The following is a 25,951-nucleotide window of genomic DNA, read 5'->3' as shown; positions in this document are numbered from 1 at the left end:
GACGGGCGATCACCATCTGTACCAGCGCGACCTGGACCCGCTGCCCGTGGTGCCGCGCTGCAGGAAGCCGAGCAGCCAGAGCACGAGCACGATGACAGCGAACCACCAGAGGATCTTCACCGCGAAACCGGCTCCGAAGAGAATCGGGGCCAGAAGCAGTACCAGCAGAATGGGGATCATGACCGCAACCTCCTGCGGGACGAGTTCCCGGAATCGCTCGTTTATACGGTGAATTCGGTGGAGGTGGATTGCGAGGCCGAATCATTACGCTCCAGGTTCGGCTCATTGCCCTGCGTCACATCGGATAGACGATTGTTTTGGCTGCACGACAAACGGGAATCGTTTGTCCAGTGCTTCGGACAGCAGGCACGTCCGTGGGAGCTGGTTCGCCGGATCGCGGGTGTGTCCCGACCGTTTTGTGTGTGCGCCCTCCCATGGGGACTGTCCAGTCGGCAACCCCTGAGGGAGTTGTGAGCACCATGCGCACCACGGTCCAAGCGAAGCGACACCCGCATGACGACGCCCCCGACACCGCCACCGAATTCGCGCGACTCGTCGGCCTGCCCGACGGCCCCGAGCGACAGGCGCTGCGTGACGAACTGGTCCGGGCGTGGCTGCCCATGGCGGAACGCATGGCCGGCCGGTATCGCGGCAAGGGCGAGTCCGTCGAAGACCTCACCCAGGTGGCGGCACTGGGCCTGGTGAAGGCCGTAGACCGGTACGACCCCGAGCGCGGCAATGCCTTCGAGAGTTACGCCATCCCGACCATCAACGGCGAGATCAAGCGCCACTTCCGCGACCACATGTGGATCCTGCACGTCCCGCGCAGCGTCCAGGAGGTGCGCAACAGGGTGCGCTCCGCACTCAAGGAGCTGTCGCAGACGACGCAGGGCCGACGACCCACCGTCACCGAGATCGCCGCATACGCACACCTGAGCGAGGACGACGTACGCACCGGCCTCGAGGCCCTGGACAGCTTCGCCGCCCTCTCGCTGGACGCCGAGCTGCCCGGCAAAGACGACAGCTGCGCACTGGCCGACATCCTGGGCGCGGCGGACACCCGATTCGACCTGGTCGTCGACCGCGAGGCGGTGAGACCGGCCCTGCGTGCGCTCCCCGAACGCGAGCGGACGATCCTCTACCTGCGCTACTTCCAGGGCATGACGCAGAGCCACATCGCGGAGCAGCTCGGCATCTCCCAGATGCACGTCTCCCGCCTGCTCAGCTCGTGCTGCGCCACGGTGCGTGAGCAGGTGCTCGCCGACGCGGCGTAGGGCCCGATCGGCGGTCGACATTCCCAGCCGCCCGGCGAGTCGCCTCGTCCGGGCTGCCGGGGGCGAGCTCACTGCCGAACCCTCCCGGGAGCGGTTGGCCAGCGTGCCGCCTCTTTCTGGACTACCAGGATGGCTTCGATCCAAACCAAAGCCGCGGCTATGGCGTGGGTGGGCCGCCGGGTATTTATGTGCGCCCGTATTTGTCGAGGGTGTCTTCCAGGACCGCGCGAACATCGGGCGGAAGACCTCCTTTCCGCCCCCAGACCAGAATCATTTCCGCGATAGTGCGCAGTTTGATGTTGGCGTGCTGCGAAACTTCGCGGAGTACGGCCCATCCCTGGTCGGGCGTCACCCGGCCGAGCGCGACCATCATGCCGATTGCCTGGTCCACGGTGGCGTGCGAGGTGACGGCTTGCTTCAACTGGTCGACCTCTTCGCGCAGTTCGACAATCTGGTTCGTCGCGTCGGCAGGTGCGGTCGATTCGTCCGGGACGCCGCTCGGCTCGCCGTCTCCCGAACGGACATCTGAAGTCATCGTCCCCTCCGGGGTCGGGATCCTGGCCGCCGGCAGTACACCGTCGTCCTTCCCGTTCCGTCGTCGCCAATGGTCCGGGCGGTTGCCAGTGCGGCGACGCGACACCCCGTACGGGCCACCAGAACGCGCCGACACCCGTCCGCCCCCGATGCAATGGACAGGTGACCGCGCCCCCGGACGACTGCCTCGCGCGCAACGAGTGGATCTGCGGTGAGTATCTGAGCACCCGCCGACAGATCCTCGTCGACGCCGTGACCCAGCACCTCCAGCTGACCTCGATCGCGGTGCTCATCGGCCTGGTCGTGGCCGTCCCGCTGGCCGTCCTCGCCCGCCGCTGGGGCTGGTCCGCGGGGCCCGTGCTGGCGGTGACCACGATCCTCTACACCATCCCGTCCCTGGCGATGTTCTCGCTGCTGCTGCCTGTGTACGGGCTCTCGGCCGCCCTCGTCGTCGCGGGACTCGTCCTCTACTCGCTGACCCTCCTCGTGCGCAACGTCCTCGCGGGCCTGCGCGCCGTCCCCGAGGAGGCCCGACAGGCCGCGCGCGGCATGGGCTACGGGCCCGTCCGGCTCCTCCTCGCCGTCGAGCTCCCGCTCGCCCTGCCCGCCGCCATGGCCGGCCTGCGCATCGCCACCGTCTCGGCCATCTCGCTGGTGACGGTCGGCGCGATCGTCGGTTTCGGGGGACTCGGCAACCTCATCTATGCGGGCATGAACACCTACTTCAAGGCCCAGGTCCTCACCGCGTCCGTGCTGTGCGTGATCATCGCCGTGGCCGCGGATCTGCTGCTGCTCGGTGTGCAGTGGCTGATCACCCCGTGGGCCAGAGCGGCCCGCTCATGAACGGCCCCGTATGAAGACGGTCACCGACGCGTGGGACTGGCTCACCGACCCGGCGCACTGGTCGGGCGACGACGGCATCTGGCACCGCCTCGCCCAGCATGTCGTGCTGACTGTCGTCTGCCTGATCGTCAGTTGTCTGATCGCGCTGCCGATCGCCCTCGTCCTCGGCCACCTCGGCAAGGGCGGCGCGCTCGCGGTCAACATTTCCAACATCGGACGCGCCGTCCCCACCTTCGCCGTCCTCGTCCTGCTGCTCCTCACCCCGCTCGGCAAGTTCGCCGAAGGCCCCACGGTCGTCGCGCTTGTGCTGTTCGCCGTGCCACCGCTGCTCACCAACGCGTACGTCGGGATGCGCGAGGTCGACCGCAGCGTGGTGCGGGCGGCGCGCGGGATGGGGATGACCGGGCGACAGATGTTGTTTCACGTGGAACTGCCCCTTTCGCTCCCCATGGTCATGAACGGAGTACGGATCGCCGCCGTGCAGCTCGTCGCGACCGCCACCATCGCCGCGCTCGCGGGCGGTGGCGGGCTCGGCCGGATCATCACCGCGGGCTTCAATCTGGCGAGCACCCCGCAGGTCGTCGCCGGTGCAGTCCTGGTCGCCGTGTTCGCGCTGATCGTCGAGGGGATCTTCGAGGTCGCCGAACGGCTGGCGCCGCGCTGGAGCGGGCTCTCGCGATGAGGCGACAGGCCGTCGTCGCCGGTGTCGCTGTGCTTCTGCTCACCGGCTGCACCACCGGCCCGTCCCTGGAGAACCGCGGAGCGGTCACCGCACCGCCCGGCGACAGCAGGCAGCTGACCATCGGCTCGGCCGGATTCACCGAGAGCGACCTGCTGGCCCAGATGTACGCGCTGCTGCTGGACCAGGCCGGATACCGGACGTCCATGCTGACCGTCGCCAACCGCGAACTCTACGAACCCGCCCTGGAATCGGGTCAGATCGATGTCGTCGCGGAGTACGCGGCTACCTTCGCCGACTGGTTGAACGTCAAGACCAACGGCGTCGACGCAGCGCCCGTCGGCTCGCCCGACCTGGACGCCACGATGGCCGCTCTGCACAAGCTGGCCACGCCCCGCGGCCTCACGGTGCTCGACCCCGGCAGGGCCGTCGACCAGAATGCCTTCGCCGTGACCGAGGCGTACGCCCGTGAGCATCACCTCAAGACGCTCAGCGACCTCGGCCGGTCCGGCCTGGGGGTGCGGCTCGCGGCGGGCGACGAATGCGTCCAACGGCCCTACTGCGAACCGGGATTGAAGAAGACGTACGGCATCGACATCACCGCCGTCGACCCGAAGGGCGTCGGCACCACACAGGCGAAGCGGGCCGTGCAGAGCGGTCAGGACCAGATGGTGCTGACCACGACGACGGACGCGACCCTGGACGAGTTCGGGCTTGTGCTGCTCGCCGACGACAAGCACCTGCAGAATGCCGACTACATCGTGCCCGTCGTCAACCGCTCGCGCGCCGGCGGCGAGGGCGTCACCAAGGCGCTCGGCAAGCTCAACGACGTACTCACGACCACGGACCTGGCGTCGATGAACCAGCAGGTGGACAGCTGGCGGCGGCTGCCCGAGGACGTGGCGCGGACGTATCTCCAGGAGAAGGGGCTGCTGAAGTGACAGGTCCGCGGCACTGTGCTCGCCGGCCCGCCGCCGTCAGCCGTTCCCGTACGGCGGTCAGCACCGGGTCGCTCTCCGCGCCCGCCCGGACCGCCGCGAAGACATGACGAGTGGGCGGCGGTCCTTCGGGGGCGCGCAGGACCAGGCCGGGGCGGTGCAACGGCTGCACCAGACGGGGTACGAGCGCCACGCCCGCCCCTGCCTCGACGAGTGCGGCGAGCGACTGCCAGTCGTTGACCGCGTGCCGTATCTCCGGGGTGAAGCCGCCGGCCGCGCAGACGGATCGTGTCACCGCACCGCAGCAGCTGCGCGCGTCCCCGACGATCCAGGGATCGGCGGCCAGCTCCCGCAACGGGATCCGGTCCAGAGCGGCGAGGCGGTGGCCGGCGGGCAGCGCGATGTCGAGGACGTCGACGAGCAGATCGGTCCGCGCGTAGCGCCGGTCCGTGAACGGCGGCGCCGCGGCGAAGTCCACGGCCACCGCCACATCGATCTCACCCGCGTCGAGCCGGGTGAACAGGTCCGGCGGCTCGGCCTCCACCACCGTGATCCCGATGTCGGGACGCTGCTCGGCCAGCTCCACCAGCGCGGCGGGCAGCAGCCCGGAAATCGCGCTGGAGAAGGCCCCGATGGTCACGGCGCCGCGCTCCCCGAGACCCCAGGCCGCGAGATCGGCGCGGGCCCGCTCCAGCTGGGCGGCGATCACATCCGCGTGCTGGAGCACGACCCGCGCCTGCCCGGTGAGCCGGACCCCTCGTCCCTGCCGCTCGACCAGCGGTACCCCCAGTTCCCGCGAGAGCGCGGCCAGTTGCTGTGACACCGCGGAGGGCGTCAGATGCATGGCCTCGGCTGTCTTCGCCAGGCTGCCCCGGCGGTCCAGCTCGCGCAGGGCACCGAGACGGCGCAGATCAATACTGAAGGTGCCGCTTACCGGTTCCATGAAAAAACACTAACTGGACCGTGAGGGTCTGCAGGACCGAAGATCACTGTCATGACCTCGCACTCGCCTTCCTTCCTGATCCTGCACGGCTGGCAGAACCACCGGCCGCAAGGCCACTGGCAGCACTGGCTCGCGGACGAACTGACCGCGCGCGGCCACGCCGTGACCTACCCACAGCTCCCGGACCCCGACCACCCGCGGCTGGACATCTGGCTCGACCGACTCCGCGCCCACCTCGACGCACCGCAGCCCGAGCGGGTGGTCGTCTGCCACAGCCTCGCCGTCCCGCTGTGGCTGCACGCCGTGGCCCGCGGCACGGCACGGGCCGACCGGGTCCTGCTGGTCACACCGCCGTCCGAGCAGGTCATCGCCGGTTATGAGGACATCGCCGGTTTCGGCCGGCCCGGCGCCACCGCGGCGCAGCTACGAGCCGCGGCGGGCGTGACCAGGCTGGTGGCCACGGACGACGACCCGTACTGCCCGGCCGGCGCGGCCAAGGAGTACGGCGTACCGCTCGGCCTCGACACCGACATCGTCCCCGGCGGCGCCCACCTGGACCTGGACGCGGGCTATGGCTCCTGGCCGTCGGTCCTCGCCTGGTGCCTCGACCCCGAGGTACGCATCTCCGGGCGAACGCCGACCACCTGACGGCGCCGCGTAAGGGGCGCGGGGCTGCGACATGTGCGGCTCCGCCGCGCGGGCGCGCCCAGCCACAAACAGCCCGCAGTGTTCCAGCGACCCGCCCTGCCCCCCAACCCGGCGGAGCGCCTACGCATCGGCCACCGAGTCGAACGACACCTGCCCCCGCGGCACGCCCAGCGCGTCCGCGTCCACCGAGCGGCGCAGCGCCTCGTGCAGCTTCGCCGGAGTCAGCACGCCGAGGAAGCGCGCGCCGTCCAGCACCGCGACCCAGCCCGCGTCGTGCTGGAGCATCACGCCGAAGGCCTGTTTCAACGGGGCGCCCACCGGAACCCAGGAGTTCATCCGGTGGACCAGTTCACCGACGGAGCCGCCCGCCTCCAGTGCGCCGACCCCGACCCAGCCGTGCAGATCGCCCTCGGCGTCCAGGACGACGGCCCAGCGCGCGCCCTCCGCGTGCAGCCGGGCGGCGGCCCGCTCGGCCGGCTCCTCCAAGCGGGCGATGGGCGGCTGCTCCAGGTCGTCGGGCTGGATCTCGGTGACCGACAGCCGCTTCAGCCCACGGTCGGCGCCCACGAACTCGGCGACGTACGGCGTGGCCGGGGTACCCAGCACCGCCCCCGGTGTGTCGAACTGCTCGATGCGCCCCTGCCCGTACACCGCGATGCGGTCGCCGAGCCGCACCGCCTCCTCGATGTCATGCGTGACCAGCAGCACCGTCTTGCGCACGGCCTCCTGCATCCGCAGGAACTCGTCCTGCAACTGCTCCCGGACCACCGGGTCCACCGCTCCGAAGGGCTCGTCCATGAGCAGTACGGGCGGGTCGGCGGCCAGCGCCCGCGCCACGCCGACCCGCTGCCGCTGACCGCCCGAGAGCTGGTCCGGATAGCGCGATCCGTACGTCTTCGGGTCCAGGCCCACCAGATCGAGCAGTTCGGCGGCGCGTGCCCGGGCCTTCGTCTTCTTCCAGCCGACGAGCGAGGGCACGGTCGCCGTGTTGTCGAGGATCGTCCGGTGCGGGAACAACCCCACCTGCTGGATGACGTAACCGATCCGCCGCCGCAGCCGCACCGGATCGACCGTGGCGACGTCCTCGCCGTTCACGAGGATCCGGCCCGACGTCGGCTCGATCAGCCGGTTCACCATCATCATGGTCGTCGTCTTGCCGCAGCCCGACGGGCCGACGAGCGTGACGAGTTCGCCCTCGGCGACCTCGAAGGAGAGGCCGTCCACGGCCGTCGTGCCGTCCGGGTAGCGCTTGGTGACCTGCTCGAACCGGATCATTCCCTCACGCTAACCGTGGCGGTCACGCCCCGCTCATCAGCCTGGTACCGCTCACCGCTGAACGAAGGCATCCGATTTTGAAATGTTTCAAAAACGAGCGAGGCGTCGCTGCTCGCAGAGGTGTGGGTGGTTCTGTTTGTTTCATTCTGGCGAGGATGCCCCGGCGTTCAAGCTGTACTCGTCGTCGGGCGCGGAGCGCCCGCACGGCTGCCTGGCGGAGCCAGGAAATACGAACAACCGTCCTGCAGGTCACCGGCGTGGGTGATGTCCGGGCATGGGGCGGCCATGTGTGCGGTGGTCGTGGTCGACGCCTACGCCACCCTGCAGGCCAACCTGCGCGCCGGGAATCTGGGGCCCTCGACCTCCCGGCGGTGTCGCAAGGCGGTCAGTACGCCGATCGTCTTCCGGCCGGAGGCGGCCCAGCCGTTCGACGACCGCTGCCTGTCATGGCCGCACGACGCGCGCACCGTCTCCCTGTGGACCGTGGACGGGCGGATGAAGGGGATCCGCTACACCGGCCACCCCGACCAGCTCAAGACCCTGGTCCAGTACCGGCGCGGCGAGAGCGACCTCATCCAGCGGGGCGGGAAGTGGTTCCCGCAGGTGGCAGGCCCGCAAACGCGGCGAACTGCAGAAGAAGAAGACCCGTTCCGCCCGGCGGCGACTTTCCCGCCGCAAGCGCAGGGAACAGCGCCATGCCGCCCACGTGAACCATGTGATCTCCAAGGAGATCGTGTCCGTCGCGGTGGGGGTACCCCCTGCTCGAACGCAGTTGAGAGCTTGGGGGAGCACCGGTCGCGGGATCGCCGTCGAGCAGCTCGACGGGATCCGCGAGCGGGTACGGCTACGCCGCGACCAGCGGGGCACGCTCTCCTCCTGGCCGTTCCACCAGCTCGGACAGCACCTTGCCTACAAGGCCCGCCGGGCCGGGGTGCCGTTCCTGGAAGTGGATCCGGCCTACACCTCGCAGCGCTGCCCGCGCTGCGGCCATACCGGGCGGGCCAACCGGCCCACCCGGGACCGTTTCTGTTGTCGTCGGTGCGGCCTCGCCGGGCCCGCCGACGTCGTCGCCGGGGTCAACGTGCGCGACCGCGCACGCTCGGCGTGGGTATTCGTCACCATGCCCGTCCCGCCACCGGTGTAGCCGGAAGGCGGGAGATGCGACCCGTGACCGTCCCGTCGTAGCGGACAGTCGGGAGCGCGACAAGGTGTGAACAACGCCGAGCCGTACAAGCTCGGCCGTTCACTGCCGAGAAGGTGACATGTCTCTCCCTACGGCGAGATCGTGAGTGGACGGTGAAGGGCCGGGAGCTGACCTACCGGGCCGTGGTCCCCGCCAACAGCGGCGCGACCCTGCGCCTGCCGACCACCGATCCCGCCACCGTCCGCGCCGGCCGGACACCCCCGTCCCGGGTACCCGGCGTCGACTTCCTCGTCTCCGAGAGCGGCACCGCCTCCTACCGGCTTCCGTCGGGTGCCTACGAGGTGACCTCGGCGCTCGGCTGACCGCTCACCAGCACCACCTCCAGGGTGCGCGGGCCGTGCACCCCCTCGACCCGGTCCAGCTCGATGTCGCTGGTCGCCGAAGGACCGGAGATCCAGGTCAGCGGGCGGGTCGGGTCGAGGCGCTCCAGGGCCTGGGGCACAGAGGCGACGACCTGGTCGGGGACGCGTACGACACAGATGTGGTGATCCGGGACCAGGGTGATGCGACGGCGGCCCTGATCGGGGCCGCCGTCCAGCACGAGGGTGCCGGTCTCGGCGATCGCCAGGGCGCAGGCGGTGACGACGCTGTCGACCCGGTCCAGTTCGTGCGAGGTGCTGTCGAACCGGTCCGGCACGCGCGTCACGTCGCCGGCCGCAGCCGGCCATGCCTCGTCGAGACCCGGCGGTAGGACCACCGACGTGGAGCCGTGCGCAGCCAGCAGCCCGGCGATCGTCGCCGCCAGTTCGGCCGCGTCGCAGCGGTGCACGAGCGCTCGGTAGTCCGCCAGGTTCTCGGCGAGCAGATCCACCGTCTCCTCGACACTCCGCGCACCGTGTTCGCGCAGATAACTCCGCTGAACGGCCTGCTCGTACGGCGTGTCGTCGTCGCGTGGCACATCGGCGAGCGCGCGTCGCACCCGGCCCAGGATCAGTTCCCTGCTGCTCACTTGGTGAGGTCCTTTCCGCCCTGCGTACGCTGCCACCAGTCGCGGAACGGCTCCGCGGGCACCGTCGGCAGATCACGGGTCTCGCTCCACGCCTTGCCCGGCCCGGGCATCGTCCGCGGATGGAAGCGGCGCGTCCGGGACGCGAGCCGCTGGCCGGTGCGTAGCGCGCCGGGGTGGCTGAACGCCCACCGAGCGACCCGCATCGCCGCTCGCTCGGCCGCGTGCCCCTTCGCGGGCTTGAGTACGACCTTGTTGCCCTGTCGCGTCACCTGGCCGCCCTCGGCGACCCGCTCCCGCAGGTGAACCAGGACTTCCGGGATGTCGATGGCGACCGGGCAGACCTCGTAGCAGGCGCCGCAGAGCGAGGAGGCGTAGGGGAGCGAGGCGTCGATCTCGCTCCCGGTGCCCCGGAGCTGGGGGCTGAGGATGGCGCCGATCGGGCCGGGGTAGACCGAGCCGTACGCATGGCCGCCCGCCCGCTCGTACACCGGGCAGACGTTGAGACATGCCGAGCAGCGGATGCAGCGCAGGGCCTGGCGGCCGACCTCGTCGGCGAGCGTGTCGGTGCGGCCGTTGTCGATGAGGACCAGGTGGAAGGTCTGAGGGCCGTCCTCGTCCGTGGTTCCCGTCCACATGGAGGTGTACGGGTTCATCCGCTCGGCCGTCGAGGAGCGGGGGAGGGTCTGCAGGAAGACCTCCAGGTCCCGCCAGGTCGGCACGATCTTCTCGATGCCGACGACCGAGATCAGCGTCTCGGGGAGGGTCAGGCACATCCGGCCGTTGCCCTCGGACTCCACCACCATCAGCGTGCCGGTCTCGGCGACCATGAAATTGGCCCCGGAGATACCGACCTTGGCGCGCAGGAACTTCTCGCGCAGGTGCAGCCGGGCCGCTTCGGCCAGTTCGGCGGGTGTGTCGGTGAGGCCCTCGGGGGCCGGGCGGCCCCACTCGCTCATCTCGCGCGCGAAGATGTCACGGATCTCGCCCCGGTTGCGGTGGATGGCGGGGACGAGGATGTGCGAGGGGCGGTCCTTGCCCAACTGCACGATGAGTTCGGCGAGATCGGTCTCGTAGGCGTGGATGCCCTCCGCCTCGAGGGCTTCATTGAGTCCGATCTCCTGCGTGGCCATGGACTTGACCTTGACGACCTCCGTCTCGCCGGTCATCTTCACCAGCTCCGTGACGATCCGGTTCGCCTCGTCGGCGTCGGCCGCCCAGTGCACGACGCCCCCGGCCGCCGTGACCGACTCCTCCAACTGCACGAGGTAGCGGTCGAGATGACGGAGCGTGTGGTCCTTGATCTGTTTGCCCGCCGTGCGCAGGGCGGCCCAGTCGTCGAGTTCGGCGACCGCGGTGGCGCGCTTGGCGCGGATCGTGTGGGTCGCGTGGCGCAGATTGCCGCGCAGGGTCGGGTTGTTGACCGCCTCGTGGGCGGCCTTCGGGAAGGCCGGCATGCCGACGAAGGTCCCGCTGCTCATGCGCTCGGCTCCTCTTCCGTGCTCGCCAGGATCTCCGCGATGTGCACCGGCCGCATGTCCGTCTCCAGCCGGGCCATCGTGCCGCCGATGTGCATGAGACAGGAGTTGTCGGCGGCGCACAGCACGTCGGCGCCCGTCGACTCGGCGTTGCGCACCTTGTCGGCGCCCATCGCCGCCGAGACATCGGGGTTCTTGACGGCGAAGGTACCGCCGAAGCCGCAGCACTCGTCCGCGCCGGGCAACTCGCGCAGCTCAAGTCCCTTGACGGCCTGGAGCAGCCGGCGCGGCCGGTCACCGAGACCCAGGCTGCGCAGGCCGTGACAGGTGGGGTGGTACGTCACCGTGCGCGGGTAGTACGCGCCCACGTCCGTCACGCCGAGCACATCCACCAGGAACTCGGTGAGCTCGTACGTCTTCGGCACGACCGGGGCGAGCGTGGCCGCGAGGGTGTCCCCGCGGCCGTCCGACCGTGCCCGCTCACCCATCCGCGGATACAGCTCCCGCACCATCGCGCCGCACGACCCGGAAGGCGTCACGATCGCCTCGTACTCACCGAAGACATCGGAGAAATGCCGGGCCAGCGGCTCGGCCTCGTGCCGGTACCCGGTGTTGTAGTGCGCCTGCCCGCAACATGTCTGGGCCATCGGGAAGTCGACCTCGACGCCCAGCCTGGTCAGCAGTTTCACCACGGCGCGGCCGGTGTCCGGATAGAGCGTGTCGTTGACACAGGTCAGGAACAGGGCGACACGCATCGCGGCTCCTTGGGATCGGTCATCGGATGGGTGCAGAGTACGCGGCGGGCAGGTGACACGGGAGTCCCCGCTCACGGACGGGTGAGGCGGTCCTCGGCCGCGCGCCATGCCGCAGCGTCGCCCTGGGGCTCGTACCGCCGCAAGGGCTGCGTACGGGCGAGGAGTCGCCGCATCGACGTACGGTCGCCGACGAGGCCGTGGGCCCGGGCCTGCACGAGGACGTTGCCCAGCGCCGCCGCCTCCGCCGGGCCCGCCACCACCGGCAGACCGCAGGCGTCCGCGGTCAGTTGGCAGAGCAGGGCGTTTCGGGTGCCGCCGCCGACGATGTGCACGACGTCGACCGGGTGGTCGGCGAGGGACTCGGCCTCGCGGATCGCCCTGCGGTGGGCGAGTGCGAGGGAGTCGAGGATGCAGCGGGTGATCTCGGCGCGGGACTCGGGCACGGGCTGCCCCGCCCTGCGGCAGGCGTCGGCGATCCGGGCCGGCATCCGGTCGGGGGCCAGGAAGGCGGCGTCGCCCGCGTCCACCACGGACCGCAGCGGCGCGACCTCGGCGGCGGCCCGCAGCAGCTCCTCCAGATCGGGGTGCCCCCATGCGCGTACGCACTCCTGGAGCAGCCACAGACCCATGATGTTCCGCAGATAACGGACCGTGTCGTCAAGGCCCAGTTCGTTGGTGAAGTTGGCCGCGCGACTCGCCTCGGTGAGGACCGGCGCGTCCAGTTCCAGGCCGGCCAGGGACCAGGTGCCGGTGCAGATGTAGGCGAAGCGCTCGCCGACGGCGGGGACGGCGGCCACCGCGGAGGCGGTGTCGTGCGAGCCGACGGTCGTCACCGGGACCGGGCCGGTCAGCCCGGTCTCCTCCAGGACGTGCGGGCGCAGCAGACCGGCCGGGTCGCCCGGCCGGCGCAGCGGCGCGAACAGCTTCAGGTCGACGCCGAGCCGGTCCGCGAGGTCGTACGACCAGTCGCGGGTGCGCGGGTCGATCAGCTGGGTGGTCGAGGCGTTGGTGAGCTCCGTGCCCGGCTCGCCCGTGAGCCAGTACGTCAGCAGATCGGGGATCAGCAACATCCGCTCGGCCGCAGCGAGTTGAGCCGTCGAACGGGCCGCCGTGAGCTGGTACAGGGTGTTGAAGGGCGCGTACTGGAGCCCGGTCGCCGCGTACAGCTCCGCGGCGGGCACAGTGGCCCACACCTTCTCCGCCACACCCTCCGTGCGGGCGTCGCGGTAGTGCACCGGATTGCCCAGCAGCGCTCCGTCGGCGTCCAGCAGGCCGTAGTCCACGGCCCAGCTGTCGATGCCGACGGAGTCGACCTGCCCGGCCGCCCGCAGCCCGTCGAGGACCCCCGCGTACAGAGCGAGGACGTCCCAGCGCAGTCCTTCGGGGACGCGGACGGGCCGGTTCGGGAAGCGGTGCGCCTCCGTCAGATCCAGTGTGTCGGGGCCGACGCGGCCGACCATGACGCGCCCGCTGGACGCGCCGAGGTCGACCGCGGCGAAGGTGTTGAGGTGCTCGCTCATCGCAGGAATGCCGCCGCGACACCGGCGTCGACCGGGACGTGCAGACCGGTGGTGTGCGTGAGGTCCCCGCCCGTGAGGGCGAACACCGCGTTCGCGACGTGCTCGGGCAGTACCTCCCGCTTGAGGATGGTCCGCTGGGCGTAGAACTCGCCGAGCTTCTCCTCCTCGATGCCGTAGGTGGCCGCGCGCTGTGCGCCCCAACCGCCCGCGAAGATGCCCGACCCGCGCACCACCCCGTCCGGGTTCACGCCGTTGACCCGGATGCCGTGCTCGCCCAACTCGGCGGCAAGGAGCCGGACTTGATGTGCCTGGTCGGCCTTGGTCGCGGAGTAGGCGATGTTGTTCGGGCCGGCGAAGACCGCGTTCTTGGACGCGATGTAGATGACGTCGCCGCCCAGCTTCTGCTGGATCATCACCCGGGCCGCCTCGCGCGAGACGAGGAAGGAGCCGCGGGCCATGATGTCGTGCTGGAGGTCCCAGTCCTTCGCGGTGGTCTCCAGCAGCGGCTTGGAGATGGAGATGCCCGCGTTGTTGACGACCAGGTCGACGCCGCCGAACGCGAGCACCGCCGCCTTGAAGGCCTCGGCGATCTGTTCCTCGGAGGTCACGTCGACGGTGACGGCGACGGCCTTGTCGGGACCGCCCAGCGCCTCGGCGACCCCGGCGGCGTTCTCCGCGTTCAGGTCCGCGATCACCACGCACGCGCCCTCGGCCACCAGCCGCTCGGCGATCGCCTTGCCGATGCCGCTGCCCGCGCCCGTCACCAGTGCCACCCGGGTGGCGAGCGGCTTCGGCTTCGGCATCCGCTGGAGCTTGGCCTCCTCCAGGGCCCAGTACTCGATGCGGAACTTCTCCGACTCCTCGATCGGCGCGTACGTCGAGACGGCCTCGGCGCCCCGCATCACATTGATCGCGTTGACGTAGAACTCGCCGGCCACGCGTGCGGTCTGCTTGTCCTTGCCGAAGGAGAACATGCCGACACCGGGCACCAGCACGATCGCCGGGTCCGCGCCGCGCATCGCGGGGGAGTCGGCGTCGGCGTGCCGCTGGTAGTAGGCCGCGTACTCCTCGCGGTACTCCGCGTGCAGCTCCTTCAGCCGGGCGATCGCCTCGTCCAGGCCGACGGCCGGCGGCAGGTCGAGGACGAGCGGCCTGACCTTCGTCCGCAGGAAGTGGTCGGGGCAGGAAGTACCGAGGGCGGCGAGGCGCGGATGCTCGGCGCTCGCCAGGAAGTCGAGGACGACGTCGGAATCGGTGAAGTGGCCGACCTGGGGACGGTCCTGGGAGGCGAGGGCGCGGACGTACGGCGCCAGCGCCGCGGCCCGGTCCCGGCGCGCACCCTCGGGCAGCGCCTGGTACCCCTCGACGACCGGCCCGAACGGCTCGCCCTTCCCGCGCTCGGCGAGGAAGGCTTCGGCGGTGCGGATGATGTGCAGCGAGTTGTGCTCGCACTCCTCGGCCGTGTCGCCCCACGCCGTGATGCCGTGCCCGCCGAGGACACAGCCGATCGCCCTCGGGTTGGCCTCCTTGACCGCCGCGATGTCCAGCCCGAGCTGGAAGCCGGGCCGGCGCCACGGCACCCACACGACGCTGTCGCCGAAACACTCGGCCGTCAGCTTCTCGCCGTCCGCCGCGCAGGCCAGCGCGATACCGGAATCGGGGTGCAGGTGGTCGACGTGGGCCGCGTCCACCAGTCCGTGCATCGCCGTGTCGATGGACGGGGCCGCGCCTCCCTTGCCGTGCAGGCAGTAGTCGAACGCGGCGACCATCTCGTCCTCGCGCTCGACGCCCGGATAGACCTCCGTCATCGCCCGCAGCCGGTCCAGGCGGAGCACGGCGAGCCCGGACTCGGTCAGCGTGCCGAGGTCGCCGCCCGACCCCTTGACCCACATCAGCTCGACGTCACCGCCGGTCACGGGGTCGGTGTCGGTGCCCTTCGCGGAGGTGTTGCCGCCCGCGTAGTTCGTGTTGCGCGGATCAGCACCAAGCCGGTGCGACCGGGCCAGCAGGGCGGCGGCTTCGGGATGGGTTGCCATGCGTGATCAATCCTTACGTGAAATATGGAGAGCAGGGTGAGGTAAGCGCCCCTTCAGGAGCGCGGGGCTGTGACATCTTGCGGCTCCGCCGCGTGGGCGCGACCAGCCACCTGCGGCCCGCAGTCTGGTGCCGGTCCAACCCGGCAGACGCGACGTAGCCGCTACGCTCCCCACCCCGCCTGCTGCCCACCGACCCGCTCCTCGGCGATCTTCGCCGCCCACCCGGACCGGTGATACGCGGCAACCGGGTCCGGGTCCAGCCCCAGCTCGGCGCGCACCTCACCCAGCAGCGGCCGCACATCCGTGTTGTACGCGTCCATCACCACCGCGTTGGCGGCGAGCACATCACCGGCCCGCTGTGCCTCGGTGAGGGCAGAGCGATCCACGAGGAGAGCCTTGGCGGTGGCCTCCTGGACGTTCATCACCGAGCGGATGATCGCCGGGATCTTCGCCTCGATGTTGTGGCACTGGTCGAGCATGAAGGCGACGTCCGGCGCGAAGCCGCCGCCGCGGATCACCTCGTACATGATCCGGAAGAGCTGGAAGGGATCGGCGGCGCCCACCATCAGGTCGTCGTCGGCGTAGAAGCGGGAGTTGAAGTCGAAGCCGCCGAGTTTTCCCTCGCGCAGCAGCGTGGCGACGATGAACTCGATGTTGGTGCCGGGGGCGTGGTGGCCGGTGTCGACGACGACCTGCGCCTTGGGACCGAGCTTGAGGCAGTGTGCGTACGCGGTGCCCCAGTCCGGGACGTCCGTCGTGTAGAAGGCGGGCTCGAAGAACTTGTACTCCAGCAGCATCCGCTGGTCGTCCCCGAGCCGCTCGTAGACCTGGGCGAGTCCTTCGGCGAGACGGTCCTGGCGCTCGCGGATGTCGTCCTGACCGGGATAGTTCGTGCCGTCGGCGAACCAGAGCTTCAGGTCCTTCGAACCCGTCGCGTCCATGATGTCGACGCACTCGAACAGGTGATCAAGGGCCTTGCGGCGCACCGCCGCGTCCGGGTGGCAGACGCTGCCCAGCTTGTAGTCGTCGTCCTGGAAAGTGTTGGAGTTGATCGTTCCCAGCTGCAGGCCGCGCTCCTCGGCGTACTTGGCCAGCGCCCCATAGTCGTCGACCTTGTCCCAGGGGATGTGCAGCGCGACGGTCGGCGCGGCACCCGTAAAAGCGTGCACCTGGGCGGCGTCGTCCAGCTTCTCGCGCGGGTTGCGCGGGACTCCGGGCTGCGCGAACACCTTGAAGCGGGTTCCCGAGTTCCCGTACGCCCACGACGGCGTCTCTACTGCCTGGGTGTTGAGGGCGGTCTTCACCGCGGCAAGCTCGGTCACTTCAGGGCTCCTCTGACAAGTCTTCTGAAACGATTCAGACGGCTGAAGCTATGAGCCGCTCGAAGGGCTGTCAACCCCCTGGACGAAGACCGCCTCTCCGTGACTCGGTTGCTACCTCTCACTATCGAAAATTTCGACTCGGACCCATTGACGTGACCTGTGCAACCTGTCTAACGTCCCGGCAACCTAGTTGAAACCTTTCACGACGTCGTGAGGCTTCTTTGCCCGCGTCGTTGAGGAGCCCCCATGACCCACCGGTCCGACGCGGGTCCGGCCCCCGTACTGGCGCTCGAGGACATCTCCAAGTCCTTCGGCGCGGTACGCGCCCTGCGGGACGTGTCCCTGCAGCTGTTCCCCGGCGAAGTGCACGCACTCGCGGGCGAGAACGGCGCGGGCAAGTCGACCCTCATCAAGACACTCGCCGGCGTGCACCGACCGGACGCCGGTCGGGTGCTGCTGGACGGCGAGTCCACCGTCTTCCACGGTCCCGCCGACGCCCGGGACGCGGGCATCGCGGTGATCTACCAGGAGCCCACGCTCTTCCCCGACCTGTCGATCGCCGAGAACATCTTCATGGGCCGCCAGCCCCGGCGCGCCCTCGGCCGTATCGACCACAAGGCCACCCACGCCGCCACCTCGGCCCTGATGAAGCGCCTCGGCGTCGAACTCGACCCCGACCGGCCGGCGCGCGGCCTGTCCATCGCCGACCAGCAGATCGTCGAGATCGCCAAGGCGCTCTCCTTCGACGCCCGCGTCCTGATCATGGACGAGCCGACCGCCGCTCTGACCGGCAGCGAGGTGGCCCGCCTCTTCGGAGTCGTCCGCACCCTGCGCGAGCAGGGCTCGGCGGTGCTGTTCATCTCGCACCGCCTGGAGGAGATCTTCCAGATTTGCCAACGGGTCACGACCCTGCGCGACGGCGCCTGGATCTCCAGCGAGCCCCTCGACGGCATGACCGAGGACGACCTGGTCCGCCGGATGGTCGGCCGCGACCTCGACGAGCTCTACCCCAAGCAGGACGTCGAGGCCGGCGAGGTCGCCCTGAGCGTGCGCCGTCTGACCCGCGAGGGCGTCTTCACCGATGTCTCCTTCGACGTCCGGCGCGGCGAGATCGTCGGTCTCGCCGGTCTCGTCGGCGCGGGGCGTACCGAGGTCGCCCGAGCAGTTTTCGGTGTCGACCGCTGGGACGCGGGCGGGGTGGAGGTCGACGGCAAGGCGCTCACGAACGGGGCGCCGTCCACGGCCATGGCCGCCGGGCTCGCCCTCGTCCCCGAGGACCGACGCGCCCAGGGCCTGGTGATGGACATGTCCATCGAGCGCAATATCGGGCTCACCGGGCTGCGGACGACGGTCAAGGCGGGCCTGATGGACCGGGGCGCCGAGCGCAGCCGCTCCCTCGACTGGGCGGTCAAGCTGCAGGTGAAGTACGCCCGGATCGCCGACACCGTGTCGACCCTGTCCGGCGGCAACCAGCAGAAGGTCGTCCTCGCCAAGTGGCTCGCCACCGGTCCCAAGGTACTGATCGTCGACGAGCCGACCCGTGGCATCGACGTCGGTACGAAGGCCGAAGTGCACCGACTGCTCAGCGAGTTGGCCGCCGACGGCGTGGCCGTCCTGATGATCTCCTCCGATCTGCCCGAGATCCTCGGCATGGCGGACCGCGTGCTGGTGATGCACGAGGGCCGACTCACCGCCGAGATCCCACGCTCCGAAGCCACCGAGGAATCCGTGATGGCCGCCGCCACCGGGAGGGCCGCCGCATGACGGTGACCGCGCCCAACCCCGCCCCCGCCGCCGAAGTGCCCAGGTCGAGCGGCACCCGGCTGGTCGACCGCGTCTTCAAGATGCGCGAACTCGCCATCCTGGTCGTCTTCCTGGTGATGATCGCCATCACCCAGATGGGCAACAGCGAGTTCCTGTCCGAGCAGGGCATCAAGGACCTGCTGCTGAACGCGACCATCCTGGTGCTCGTCGCCACCGGCCAGTCCCTGGTCGTGATCACCCGGAACGTCGACCTGTCGGTCGGCTCGACGCTCGGCATCAGCGCCTTCGCAGCCGGCATCTATCTGCAGGGCGGCGGAAACCCCGTCGTCGCGGTGCTCCTCGCCGTGCTCCTCGGCATCGGCTGCGGACTGGTCAACGGGCTGCTCGTCAGCCTCGGGCAGGTGCCCGCGCTCGTCGTCACCCTCGGCACGCTCTACATCATCCGCGGCATCGACTCCATCTGGGTCGGCTCCCGGCAGATCACCGCGGCCGACCTCCCCGGCGGCTTCGTCGACTTCGGCTCCGGCGGCATCTCGGCGGTTCCGTATCTCGCCCTGATCGCCCTGGCGGTGCTGCTGGTCACCGCGTACTACCTCAAGCACTTCGGCAGCGGCCGCGAGCTGTACGCGCTGGGCTCCAACCCGGAGGCCGCACGGCTCGCCGGGATCCCCGTCCGCAAGCGGATCCTGACCGCGTACATCGTCTGCGGCGGCCTCGCCGGACTCGCGGGCGCGCTGTACCTCGCCCGGTTCGGCAACGTCGACTCCGGAACCAGCAACGGCTATGAACTCACCGTCGTCAGCGCGGTGGTGGTCGGCGGCGTCGTCTTCACCGGTGGCTCCGGCAGCGTCTACGGCGCCGCGCTCGGCGCGCTGCTGCTCACTTCCATCAACAGCGTGCTGCCCGCCCTCGGCGTCAGCTCCGTGTGGGTGCTCGCCATCAACGGCATCCTGCTCCTCCTCGCCATCGCCGTCGACCGGGTCGTCGCGCTGCGCGTGGCCTCCGCCCTGAAGAAGAGGAACGCCCGCCATGGCTGACTCGCCTCTCGCGCGCGCCGTCCGCTGGACCGCCTTGTCAAGGTGGGACGGGGCCGTCGGCGCCCTCCTCCTCGTCCTGCTGCTGTTCTCCTTCGGGTTCGTGGACGGCTTCGGCAACGCTCTCAACCTGTCGTTCCTGATCGGCAACACGCTGCCCATCGCGCTGATCGCCCTGCCGATGACCCTGCTCGTGGTGTCCGGCGAGATCGACCTGTCGGTCGCGTCCACGGCCGGTCTGTCCGGGGCGGTGATGGGCGCCCTGTGGAACCAGGGCATGTCGATCGAGACGATCATCCCGCTGTGCCTGCTCCTCGGCGTGGTGTGCGGGCTGGTCAACGGCCTGCTGGTGACCCGGCTCGGCCTGCCGTCGCTCGCCGTCACCATCGGCACGCTCGCCGCCTACCGGGGCATCGCGCAGATCGTGCTCGGCTCGGACGCGGTCACCGACTTCCCCACCCAGTACCTGGACTTCGCGGCCGGACGCATCGGCGACACCTTCATCCCACAGGCGTTCCTGCCCTTCCTCGTGCTGCTCGCCATCGCGGTGGTCGTCCTGCACGCCACCCCGTTCGGGCGCTCGGCGTTCGCGGTCGGCGCCAACGAGGAGGCCGCCCGGTTCGCCGGCATCCGGGTCAAGCGGCAGAAACTGCTCCTGTTCGTCGCCACCGGCTTCATGGCCTCGCTCACCGGCGTCTTCTGGGCCCTGCACTACGCCAGCGCCCGCTACGACAACGCCACCGGGCTCGAACTCTCCGTCATCGCGGCCGTCCTCCTCGGCGGCATCGACTTCGACGGCGGCAAGGGCACGCTCGGCGGCGCCATCGCGGGAGTCTTCCTGCTCGGCGCGGCGCAGAACGTGATGAGCCTCCAGGACGTCTCCGCGCAGTCGCAGATCGTCGTCACCGGCGTTCTGCTCGTCGTCTCCGTGCTCGGCCCCCGGGTCGCGCGGCAGATCTCCGTAGCGAGGGCGGGCCGCAGAGCCGCCTCGACTCCGGCCTCGTAACCGTTCCGCTCACCCTCATAAGGAATCCACGTCATGCGCCAGTCCTCGATCCGTCGTAGCTGCGCGGCGCTCGCCGCCGTCACCTCCCTCGCCCTGGCCGTCACCGCCTGCGGCGGCACCACCAAGAAGGACGTCAAGAGCGAGAGCGGCTCGAACGCGACCTCCGGCAAGGCCGACCCGAAGGCGGCCACCAAGAAGGGCCTGACGGTCGGCTTCCTGCCCAAGCAGGTCAACAACCCGTACTTCACCTCCGCGGACAAGGGCGGCGAGAAGGCCCTCAAGGAACTGGGCTCCAGCTACAAGGAGGTCGGCCCGAGCAGCGCCACCGACACCAGCAGCCAGGTGAGTTACGTCAACACGCTCACCCAGCAGCAGGTCGACGCGATGGCGGTCTCCGCACAGGACCCGGGCGCCCTGTGCACCGCGCTCAAGCAGGCCATGACGAATGACATCAAGGTCGTCACCTACGACTCCGACACCAAGCCCGAGTGCCGCAACGCCTTCGTCTCGCAGGCCAGCGCCGAGGACCTGGGCCGCACCGAGGTGCAGCTGCTCGCCGAGCAGATCGGCTACAAGGGCGAGATCGCGATCCTGTCCGCCGCGCAGACCGCCACGAACCAGAACACCTGGATCGACTTCATGAAGGACGAGCTGAAGGACGCGAAGTACAAGGACATCAAGCTGGTCAAGGTCGCGTACGGCAACGACGACGCCCAGCAGTCCTTCCAGCAGACCCAGGGCCTGCTCCAGGAGTACCCGAACCTGAAGGGGATCATCTCCCCGACCACCGTCGGCATCAAGGCGGCCGCCCAGTACCTGTCCGGCTCCAAGTACAAGGGCAAGGTCAAGCTGACCGGCCTCGGCACCCCGAACGACATGCGCAAGTACGTCAAGAACGGCACCGTCGACGCCTTCGAGCTGTGGGACCCGGCGAAGCTCGGCGAGCTGGCCGCGCGTACGGCGGTGGCGCTGTCCTCGGGGCAGATCAGCGGCAAGGAGGGCGAGAGCTTCGAGGCCGGTGCCATGGGCTCCTTCACCATAGGCAAGGACGGCGTGATCAACCTGGGCAAGCCGACCGTCTTCAACGCCGAGAACATCGACCAGTTCGACTTCTGATCCGTCTCACTCGGGAGCGGTACTTCATGCAGCGCGTCTGTTTTCTTCTCAAGGTCCGGCAGGACCGGCTCGTGGAGTACCGCGAGAGGCATGCGGCCGTGTGGCCCGAGATGCTGGCAGCTCTCTCGGCCACCGGCTGGCACAACTACTCGCTCTTCCTGCGTGATGACGGACTGCTCGTCGGCTATCTGGAGACCGAGGACTTCACGGCGGCCCAGGCCGCCATGGAGGCCACCGACGTCAACGCCCGCTGGCAGGCCGAGATGGCACCCTTCTTCGAATCCCTCGACGGCGCCCGGCCCGACGAGGCCATGAAGCCCCTCACGGAAGTCTTCCATCTCGCCTGACTTCCTCGCCCGACTCCCTCGCCCGAACCAGGAGCTCCGCACATGAGACGACGCACGTTGTTGGCGACGGCCCTGCTCGCCACCGTGGCGGCCCCGGGCACGGCACGGGCGGCCGACCCGGGCCCCTCGGTGACCCGTACCGGCAGCACCCGACTGGACGCCCAGGCCGTGTACTTCGTGTCGTACGACGGCCTGGTCAACAACAACGCGTTCCAGAAGAACGGTCTGCTCACGTACAAGGGCCACCAGTATGCCGTCTGGTACACCGCCGACCGCAGCGCGGTAGTCGCCCGCCGTGCGCTCGGTGCGTCGAGCTGGTCGACGGTCACCCTCGGCCACAAGCTCAAGAGCGACGACTCGCACAACGTGATCTCCATGGGCGTGTCGAAGACCGACGGCCGGCTGCACCTCAACATGGACTCCCACAGCGACGGCTTCTTCTACGTGAAGTCGGTGGCGGGGCTGCTCGACAACGCCGCCTCGACAGCCTGGACCTCCGCGGTCTTCGGCGCCGTGCAGACGAGCCTCGACGGGCTCGCGCTCACCACGCAGTTCACCTACCCGCAGTTCGTCTCGACACCGGAGGGCAAGCTCCAGCTCAGCTATCGGGTCGCCATCTCCGGAAACGGGCGCAACGCCCTCGCGGAGTACGACGGTTCGTCCTGGACCGCTCTCGGGGAGTGGTCCAGTTCGATCGGCACGTACACCAGCGAGCACGGCTCCAGCACCGCCCGCAACATGTACCTGCACGGCATCGACTACGACGTCAACGGCCGGCTGCAGTCCTTCTTCACCTGGCGCGAGCAGTCGGCCGCGGTGATGTGCAGCGGCGGTGGCATCACCAACCACGACACCGGTTATGTCTACTCGACCGACCGCGGCCGCACCTGGCGCAACGACGCGGGCACCCTCGTCGGCACCACCGGCGGCTCCGACAAGGTGGCCGTCACCGACGCCGGACTCGTCGTCGACCCCCTCAACCCCGACCACTCCCTGATGAACCAGGAAAGCCAGGCCACCGACTCCACCGGGCTGCCGCACGCGATCATCAGCTATGTGCCCGGCCGCTTCGGCCAGTGCACGACCAACTACGTCACCGACCGGACGACCAATGGCCGCGCCTTCCACCTCCGCAAGAACGCCTCCGGCAGCTGGACGAAGACCGAGATCCCCATCACGCTGAACTCCAGCCAGCGCACCAAGTTGATCCTGGACAAGTACGACAACGTCTACGCGATCATGCCCTTCGGCCGGATAGCCGCCGCGTCGAAGTCGTCCGGGTACACCGACTGGAAGCTCCTGTACGACGGCAGCGGCCTCAACGCGTTCGGCGAGGTCGTGATCGACGAGACACGCGTCCCGCAGGACGGGACGCTGTCGATCATGTACCAGGAGAAGTCCAGCGGGACGACACCCTCGGCGCTCCATGTCGTCGACTTCAAGCTGCCGTCATGAACGATTTCGTACTGCCGTCGTGAACATCGATGTCGGCGGGCGCGCGGGTAATGTGAAGGCCCGCCCGCCGCTACTTGTCCCCCTGGAGGTTTCCGCCTGATGGCCCAGTCGGTGGGTATCAAGGACGTCGCCCGCGTCGCCGGAGTCTCCGTGGGCACGGTGTCGAACGTCATCAACCGCCCGGACACCGTCGCCTCCGAGACCCGGGCGCGCGTCCTGTCGGCCATAGACCGGCTCGGTTACGTCCGCAGCGAGTCCGCGCGCCAGCTGCGGGCCGGGCGCAGCCGGATCATGGGCCTGCTCGTCCTCGACATGGGCAACCCGTTCTTCGTGGACGTGGCCCGCGGCGCCGAGCGCGCCGCACGGGACGCCGGGCTCGGTGTGATGGTCTGCAACAGCGCGCAGAGCGCCGTCGAGGAGGCCGACTACCTGTCGCTCTTCGCCGAACAGCGGGTGCGCGGAGTGCTCCTCACACCGGCCGACGCCACGGGGCGCAACATCGAGACGTTCCGCCGCAACGGCATCCCCTTCGTGCTGGTCGACCGGGTCGCCGACGGCACCACCGAGTGCTCGGTCTCCGTCGACGACGTGGCGGGCGGCGCGCTGGCCGTACGCCATCTCGTGGACGCCGGCCACCGGTCGATCGCGTACGTCAGCGGGCCGCCCGGCCTGAACCAGGTCAGCGACCGCCGGGCGGGCGCGCTGAACGCCCTGGCGGAGGCCGGGCTGCCGCCGAGCGCGCTGCGGGAGCTGCCCACCGAGCGTCTCGACGTGGCCGCGGGACGCGACGCGGGCGCCCGGCTCCTCGGCCTTGCCGAGCGCCCGACCGCCGTCTTCTGCGCCAACGACCTGCTCGCGCTCGGCGTCCTGCAGGCCATGTACGCGGCGGGGGTCGGCGTCCCCGACGACCTCGCGATCGTCGGCTACGACGACATCGAGTTCGCCGCCGCGGCGGCCGTCCCGCTCACCTCCGTACGCCAGCCCGCCATGACCATGGGCGCCCTCGCCGCCGAACTGCTGCTGGAGGAGACGGAGGCCGAGACGGCGTCCACGCCGCACGAGCACCAGCGGGTGGTGCTCCAGCCGGAGCTGGTGGTGCGCCGCTCCAGCCTGTCGGCGCGCTGAGTCACCACTCACGCGCTGAGCCGCCATTCAGTACGGTTTTCTTGATCCCCGGGCTCGGCGCCTCCGGGATCATGTGTTCAACTGGGACGCAGCCTGGAATCCGTACGTCTCGGGAGCCCTGTTGACCGTCAGCTACCGCCAGCCCGGTGTCGTCCTCACCGACCACCGCTTCACCGTGCCCCTCGACCACGACGACCCGGCAGGGGAGAGCATCGAGCTGTTCGCCCGCGAGGCCGTCGCGAGCGAGAAGGCGCACCAGGACCTCCCCTGGCTGGTCTACCTCCAAGGCGGCCCCGGCTTCGGCGCCAACCGTTTCGTCGGCAAGCAGGCCTGGCTCGGCCGCGCGCTGAAGGAGTTCCGGGTGCTGCTGCTCGACCAGCGCGGCACCGGCCACTCCACGCCCGCCAACCGCCAGACCCTGCCGCTGCGCGGCGGCCCGCGCGCACAGGCCGACTACCTCACGCACTTCCGCGCCGACTCCATCGTCCGCGACTGCGAGGCCATCCGCCCCGGGCTCACCGGCGGCGACCCCTGGACCGTACTCGGCCAGAGCTTCGGCGGTTTCTGCACGGTGAACTACCTCTCGACGGCCCCCGAGGGCCTGCGCGCGGCCCTGATCACCGGGGGACTGCCGGCACTGGACGCGCACGCGGACGACGTCTACCGGGCCGCGTATCCCCGTATCGAACGCAAGGTCGCCGCACACTACGCGCGTTACCCGCAGGACGTGGAGCGCGCCCGGCAGATCGCCGAGTACCTCGTGCGGCACGAGCCCGTCCTGCCCGGCGGCTACCGGCTCACCGTCGAGGCCTTCCAGTCCCTCGGCATCCTCCTCGGCGGCAGCGAGGGCAGCCACCGCCTGCACTACCTCCTCGAGGAGGCCTTCGTCCCCACCCCGCAGGGCCAGGCCCTCTCCGACGCCTTCCAGGAGGAGGTGCAAGGACTCCTGTCGTACGCAGGTCACCCGCTGTACGCACTGGTCCACGAGGCGATCTACGGCCAGGACGACCGGCCCACCGCCTGGTCCGCGGAGCGGGTGCGGGCCGAGTTCCCGCAGTTCGACGCGGCCAAGACGCTCACCGACGACGGACCGCTGCTGTTCACCGGCGAGTCCGTGCATCCCTGGATGTTCGACAACGACCCGGCGCTGCGCCCCCTGCGCGAGACCGCCGAGGAACTGGCCTCGCGCACGGACTGGCAGCCGCTCTACGACCCCGCCCGTCTCGCCGCCAACAAGGTCCCGGTGGCCGCGGCCGTGTACCACGACGACATGTACGTCGACACGGAGCACGCCCTGCTGACCGCCCGCACCATCGGCGGTCTGCGGACCTGGGTGACCGACGAGTTCGAGCACGACGGCGTACGGGCCGGGGGACCGCGAGTCCTGGACCGGCTGCTGGCGCTGACGCGCGACGAGGTCTGAACCCTCGCCCTGCCTCAGGCGGCGACCGGCGTCGCAGGGCCCACGAGCGTCGACCGCAGTGGGCCCACGACCCGTCCGTCCGGCAGGAGCTCACCGGTGTCGTCGAAGACGAGCGTGCCGTTGCACAGCAGGCTCCAGCCCTGTTCGGGGTGGGCGGACACGATGACAGCGGCTTGATGGTCGGGGCTGTCGACGGTGGGGCACGGCGGCCGGTGGGTGCACATGTTGTCTCTCCTGCGTCTGGGGGCGTTCCTCTGTATGTGGGTGTTGGCTCAGTCATAGCGGA

General features: G+C 69.9%; 26 protein-coding genes. 15 read left to right on the top strand and 11 right to left on the bottom strand.

Going from position 1 to position 25,951, the window contains the following annotated elements; all coding sequences use genetic code 11:
• Nucleotides 1–9 precede the first annotated feature (9 nt).
• Nucleotides 10–180, bottom strand: coding sequence for a hydrophobic protein (locus ACX28W_RS04940; RefSeq protein ID WP_458997511.1), 171 nt, complete (start codon nt 178–180; stop codon nt 10–12).
• A 299-nt stretch (nt 181–479) separates the two neighbouring features.
• Here ACX28W_RS04940 and ACX28W_RS04935 point away from each other — a divergent pair, with 299 nt between their 5' ends.
• On the top strand, nt 480–1,274 hold the full coding sequence (locus ACX28W_RS04935) for a SigB/SigF/SigG family RNA polymerase sigma factor (RefSeq protein ID WP_458997510.1): 795 nt from the start codon (nt 480–482) through the stop codon (nt 1,272–1,274).
• A 184-nt stretch (nt 1,275–1,458) separates the two neighbouring features.
• Here the strand turns inward: ACX28W_RS04935 and ACX28W_RS04930 are convergent, their stop codons facing one another.
• Nucleotides 1,459–1,809, bottom strand: coding sequence for an ANTAR domain-containing protein (locus ACX28W_RS04930; protein ID WP_458997509.1), 351 nt, complete (start codon nt 1,807–1,809; stop codon nt 1,459–1,461).
• A gap of 161 nt (nt 1,810–1,970) precedes the next feature.
• Here ACX28W_RS04930 and ACX28W_RS04925 point away from each other — a divergent pair, with 161 nt between their 5' ends.
• From ACX28W_RS04925 to ACX28W_RS04915, 3 genes are read left to right on the top strand one after another with little or no spacing between them, the layout of a single operon-like run.
• Complete coding sequence (locus tag ACX28W_RS04925) at nt 1,971–2,651, top strand: ABC transporter permease (RefSeq protein ID WP_458997508.1); 681 nt, start codon at nt 1,971–1,973, stop codon at nt 2,649–2,651.
• A gap of 10 nt (nt 2,652–2,661) precedes the next feature.
• Entirely contained in the window at nt 2,662–3,333 is a 672-nt protein-coding gene (locus tag ACX28W_RS04920) for an ABC transporter permease (protein WP_458997507.1), read from the top strand.
• Complete coding sequence (locus ACX28W_RS04915) at nt 3,330–4,271, top strand: ABC transporter substrate-binding protein (protein WP_458997506.1); 942 nt, start codon at nt 3,330–3,332, stop codon at nt 4,269–4,271. Before ACX28W_RS04920 ends, ACX28W_RS04915 begins: the two co-directional genes overlap by 4 nt.
• Here the strand turns inward: ACX28W_RS04915 and ACX28W_RS04910 are convergent.
• The gene (locus ACX28W_RS04910; RefSeq protein ID WP_458997505.1) at nt 4,165–5,211 is read right to left on the bottom strand and encodes a LysR family transcriptional regulator; all 1,047 of its coding nucleotides are present in this window, start codon (nt 5,209–5,211) and stop codon (nt 4,165–4,167) included. The genes ACX28W_RS04915 and ACX28W_RS04910 overlap by 107 nt on opposite strands.
• Nucleotides 5,212–5,262: 51 nt before the next feature.
• On the opposite strand from ACX28W_RS04910, the gene ACX28W_RS04905 reads away from it, so the two are divergent.
• Nucleotides 5,263–5,859, top strand: a complete 597-nt coding sequence (locus ACX28W_RS04905; RefSeq protein WP_458997504.1) for an RBBP9/YdeN family alpha/beta hydrolase — start codon at nt 5,263–5,265, stop codon at nt 5,857–5,859.
• 120 nt (nt 5,860–5,979) lie between these two features.
• Here ACX28W_RS04905 and ACX28W_RS04900 read toward each other — a convergent pair whose 3' ends face one another.
• A complete protein-coding gene (locus ACX28W_RS04900) occupies nt 5,980–7,134 on the bottom strand; it encodes an ABC transporter ATP-binding protein (RefSeq protein WP_458997503.1) in 1,155 nt (384 codons plus the stop codon).
• A gap of 706 nt (nt 7,135–7,840) precedes the next feature.
• On the opposite strand from ACX28W_RS04900, the gene ACX28W_RS04895 reads away from it, so the two are divergent.
• Entirely contained in the window at nt 7,841–8,278 is a 438-nt protein-coding gene (locus tag ACX28W_RS04895) for a zinc ribbon domain-containing protein (RefSeq protein ID WP_458997502.1), read from the top strand.
• Between the two features lie 152 nt (nt 8,279–8,430).
• Nucleotides 8,431–8,640, top strand: a complete 210-nt coding sequence (locus ACX28W_RS04890) for a hypothetical protein (protein ID WP_458997501.1) — start codon at nt 8,431–8,433, stop codon at nt 8,638–8,640.
• On the opposite strand, the gene ACX28W_RS04885 is transcribed toward ACX28W_RS04890, so the two are convergent.
• From ACX28W_RS04885 to rhaI, 6 genes are all read right to left on the bottom strand, one after another.
• Nucleotides 8,613–9,287, bottom strand: coding sequence for a LutC/YkgG family protein (locus tag ACX28W_RS04885; RefSeq protein WP_458997500.1), 675 nt, complete (start codon nt 9,285–9,287; stop codon nt 8,613–8,615). The two genes, ACX28W_RS04890 and ACX28W_RS04885, sit on opposite strands and share 28 nt — an antisense overlap.
• Nucleotides 9,284–10,765, bottom strand: a complete 1,482-nt coding sequence (locus ACX28W_RS04880; RefSeq protein ID WP_458997499.1) for a LutB/LldF family L-lactate oxidation iron-sulfur protein — start codon at nt 10,763–10,765, stop codon at nt 9,284–9,286. Before ACX28W_RS04880 ends, ACX28W_RS04885 begins: the two co-directional genes overlap by 4 nt.
• Nucleotides 10,762–11,517 carry a (Fe-S)-binding protein gene (locus ACX28W_RS04875; protein ID WP_458997498.1) on the bottom strand — a complete coding sequence of 252 codons (756 nt, stop codon included), beginning with the start codon at nt 11,515–11,517 and terminating at the stop codon, nt 10,762–10,764. Before ACX28W_RS04875 ends, ACX28W_RS04880 begins: the two co-directional genes overlap by 4 nt.
• Nucleotides 11,518–11,588: 71 nt before the next feature.
• A complete protein-coding gene (locus tag ACX28W_RS04870) occupies nt 11,589–13,037 on the bottom strand; it encodes a rhamnulokinase (RefSeq protein WP_458997497.1) in 1,449 nt (482 codons plus the stop codon).
• Complete coding sequence (locus ACX28W_RS04865) at nt 13,034–15,073, bottom strand: bifunctional aldolase/short-chain dehydrogenase (protein WP_458997496.1); 2,040 nt, start codon at nt 15,071–15,073, stop codon at nt 13,034–13,036. Before ACX28W_RS04865 ends, ACX28W_RS04870 begins: the two co-directional genes overlap by 4 nt.
• Nucleotides 15,074–15,234: 161 nt before the next feature.
• A complete protein-coding gene (gene rhaI, locus ACX28W_RS04860) occupies nt 15,235–16,395 on the bottom strand; it encodes an L-rhamnose isomerase (RefSeq protein WP_458997495.1) in 1,161 nt (386 codons plus the stop codon).
• A 246-nt stretch (nt 16,396–16,641) separates the two neighbouring features.
• Between rhaI and ACX28W_RS04855 the strand changes: the two genes are divergently transcribed.
• From ACX28W_RS04855 to ACX28W_RS04820, 8 genes are all read left to right on the top strand, one after another.
• Nucleotides 16,642–18,159, top strand: coding sequence for a sugar ABC transporter ATP-binding protein (locus ACX28W_RS04855; protein ID WP_458997494.1), 1,518 nt, complete (start codon nt 16,642–16,644; stop codon nt 18,157–18,159).
• Nucleotides 18,156–19,196: an ABC transporter permease gene (locus ACX28W_RS04850; RefSeq protein ID WP_458997493.1), complete on the top strand. Its 1,041-nt coding sequence runs from the start codon at nt 18,156–18,158 to the stop codon at nt 19,194–19,196. The genes ACX28W_RS04855 and ACX28W_RS04850 overlap by 4 nt, the downstream gene beginning before the upstream one ends.
• Entirely contained in the window at nt 19,189–20,199 is a 1,011-nt protein-coding gene (locus ACX28W_RS04845) for an ABC transporter permease (RefSeq protein ID WP_458997492.1), read from the top strand. The genes ACX28W_RS04850 and ACX28W_RS04845 overlap by 8 nt, the downstream gene beginning before the upstream one ends.
• 33 nt (nt 20,200–20,232) lie before the next feature.
• The gene (gene rhaS, locus ACX28W_RS04840) at nt 20,233–21,315 is read left to right on the top strand and encodes a rhamnose ABC transporter substrate-binding protein (RefSeq protein ID WP_458997491.1); all 1,083 of its coding nucleotides are present in this window, start codon (nt 20,233–20,235) and stop codon (nt 21,313–21,315) included.
• A 26-nt stretch (nt 21,316–21,341) separates the two neighbouring features.
• Nucleotides 21,342–21,662 carry an L-rhamnose mutarotase gene (locus ACX28W_RS04835; protein ID WP_362072303.1) on the top strand — a complete coding sequence of 107 codons (321 nt, stop codon included), beginning with the start codon at nt 21,342–21,344 and terminating at the stop codon, nt 21,660–21,662.
• Nucleotides 21,663–21,704: 42 nt separating this feature from the next.
• Entirely contained in the window at nt 21,705–23,117 is a 1,413-nt protein-coding gene (locus ACX28W_RS04830) for a BNR repeat-containing protein (protein WP_458997490.1), read from the top strand.
• Between the two features lie 99 nt (nt 23,118–23,216).
• Nucleotides 23,217–24,242 (top strand): LacI family DNA-binding transcriptional regulator, encoded by a 1,026-nt coding sequence (locus tag ACX28W_RS04825; protein ID WP_458997489.1) that lies wholly within the window; start codon nt 23,217–23,219, stop codon nt 24,240–24,242.
• A 121-nt stretch (nt 24,243–24,363) separates the two neighbouring features.
• The gene (locus ACX28W_RS04820) at nt 24,364–25,665 is read left to right on the top strand and encodes an alpha/beta fold hydrolase (RefSeq protein ID WP_458997488.1); all 1,302 of its coding nucleotides are present in this window, start codon (nt 24,364–24,366) and stop codon (nt 25,663–25,665) included.
• 14 nt (nt 25,666–25,679) lie between these two features.
• Here ACX28W_RS04820 and ACX28W_RS04815 read toward each other — a convergent pair whose 3' ends face one another.
• Nucleotides 25,680–25,889: a DUF5999 family protein gene (locus ACX28W_RS04815; RefSeq protein ID WP_458997487.1), complete on the bottom strand. Its 210-nt coding sequence runs from the start codon at nt 25,887–25,889 to the stop codon at nt 25,680–25,682.
• Between the last annotated feature and the right edge of the window lie 62 nt (nt 25,890–25,951).

The organism is Streptomyces sp. SD15, assembly GCF_054462255.1.
This window is presented reverse-complemented; position numbering and strand designations above follow the sequence as displayed.

Bases quoted from the DNA above. Each gene is read 5' to 3' on its own strand.
- ACX28W_RS04935 (WP_458997510.1), top strand. From the start codon at position 480: ATGCGCACCACGGTCCAAGCGAAGCGACACCCGCATGACGACGCCCCC.
- ACX28W_RS04855 (WP_458997494.1), top strand. From the start codon at position 16,642: ATGACCCACCGGTCCGACGCGGGTCCGGCCCCCGTACTGGCGCTCGAG.
- ACX28W_RS04880 (WP_458997499.1), bottom strand. From the start codon at position 10,765: ATGAGCAGCGGGACCTTCGTCGGCATGCCGGCCTTCCCGAAGGCCGCC.
- ACX28W_RS04875 (WP_458997498.1), bottom strand. From the start codon at position 11,517: ATGCGTGTCGCCCTGTTCCTGACCTGTGTCAACGACACGCTCTATCCG.
- ACX28W_RS04920 (WP_458997507.1), top strand. From the start codon at position 2,662: ATGAAGACGGTCACCGACGCGTGGGACTGGCTCACCGACCCGGCGCAC.
- ACX28W_RS04940 (WP_458997511.1), bottom strand. From the start codon at position 180: ATGATCCCCATTCTGCTGGTACTGCTTCTGGCCCCGATTCTCTTCGGA.
- rhaS (WP_458997491.1), top strand. From the start codon at position 20,233: ATGCGCCAGTCCTCGATCCGTCGTAGCTGCGCGGCGCTCGCCGCCGTC.
- ACX28W_RS04905 (WP_458997504.1), top strand. From the start codon at position 5,263: ATGACCTCGCACTCGCCTTCCTTCCTGATCCTGCACGGCTGGCAGAAC.
- ACX28W_RS04865 (WP_458997496.1), bottom strand. From the start codon at position 15,073: ATGGCAACCCATCCCGAAGCCGCCGCCCTGCTGGCCCGGTCGCACCGG.
- ACX28W_RS04815 (WP_458997487.1), bottom strand. From the start codon at position 25,889: ATGTGCACCCACCGGCCGCCGTGCCCCACCGTCGACAGCCCCGACCAT.
- ACX28W_RS04900 (WP_458997503.1), bottom strand. From the start codon at position 7,134: ATGATCCGGTTCGAGCAGGTCACCAAGCGCTACCCGGACGGCACGACG.
- ACX28W_RS04915 (WP_458997506.1), top strand. From the start codon at position 3,330: ATGAGGCGACAGGCCGTCGTCGCCGGTGTCGCTGTGCTTCTGCTCACC.
- ACX28W_RS04910 (WP_458997505.1), bottom strand. From the start codon at position 5,211: ATGGAACCGGTAAGCGGCACCTTCAGTATTGATCTGCGCCGTCTCGGT.
- ACX28W_RS04845 (WP_458997492.1), top strand. From the start codon at position 19,189: ATGGCTGACTCGCCTCTCGCGCGCGCCGTCCGCTGGACCGCCTTGTCA.
- ACX28W_RS04825 (WP_458997489.1), top strand. From the start codon at position 23,217: ATGGCCCAGTCGGTGGGTATCAAGGACGTCGCCCGCGTCGCCGGAGTC.
- ACX28W_RS04835 (WP_362072303.1), top strand. From the start codon at position 21,342: ATGCAGCGCGTCTGTTTTCTTCTCAAGGTCCGGCAGGACCGGCTCGTG.
- ACX28W_RS04850 (WP_458997493.1), top strand. From the start codon at position 18,156: ATGACGGTGACCGCGCCCAACCCCGCCCCCGCCGCCGAAGTGCCCAGG.
- ACX28W_RS04930 (WP_458997509.1), bottom strand. From the start codon at position 1,809: ATGACTTCAGATGTCCGTTCGGGAGACGGCGAGCCGAGCGGCGTCCCG.
- ACX28W_RS04870 (WP_458997497.1), bottom strand. From the start codon at position 13,037: ATGAGCGAGCACCTCAACACCTTCGCCGCGGTCGACCTCGGCGCGTCC.
- ACX28W_RS04830 (WP_458997490.1), top strand. From the start codon at position 21,705: ATGAGACGACGCACGTTGTTGGCGACGGCCCTGCTCGCCACCGTGGCG.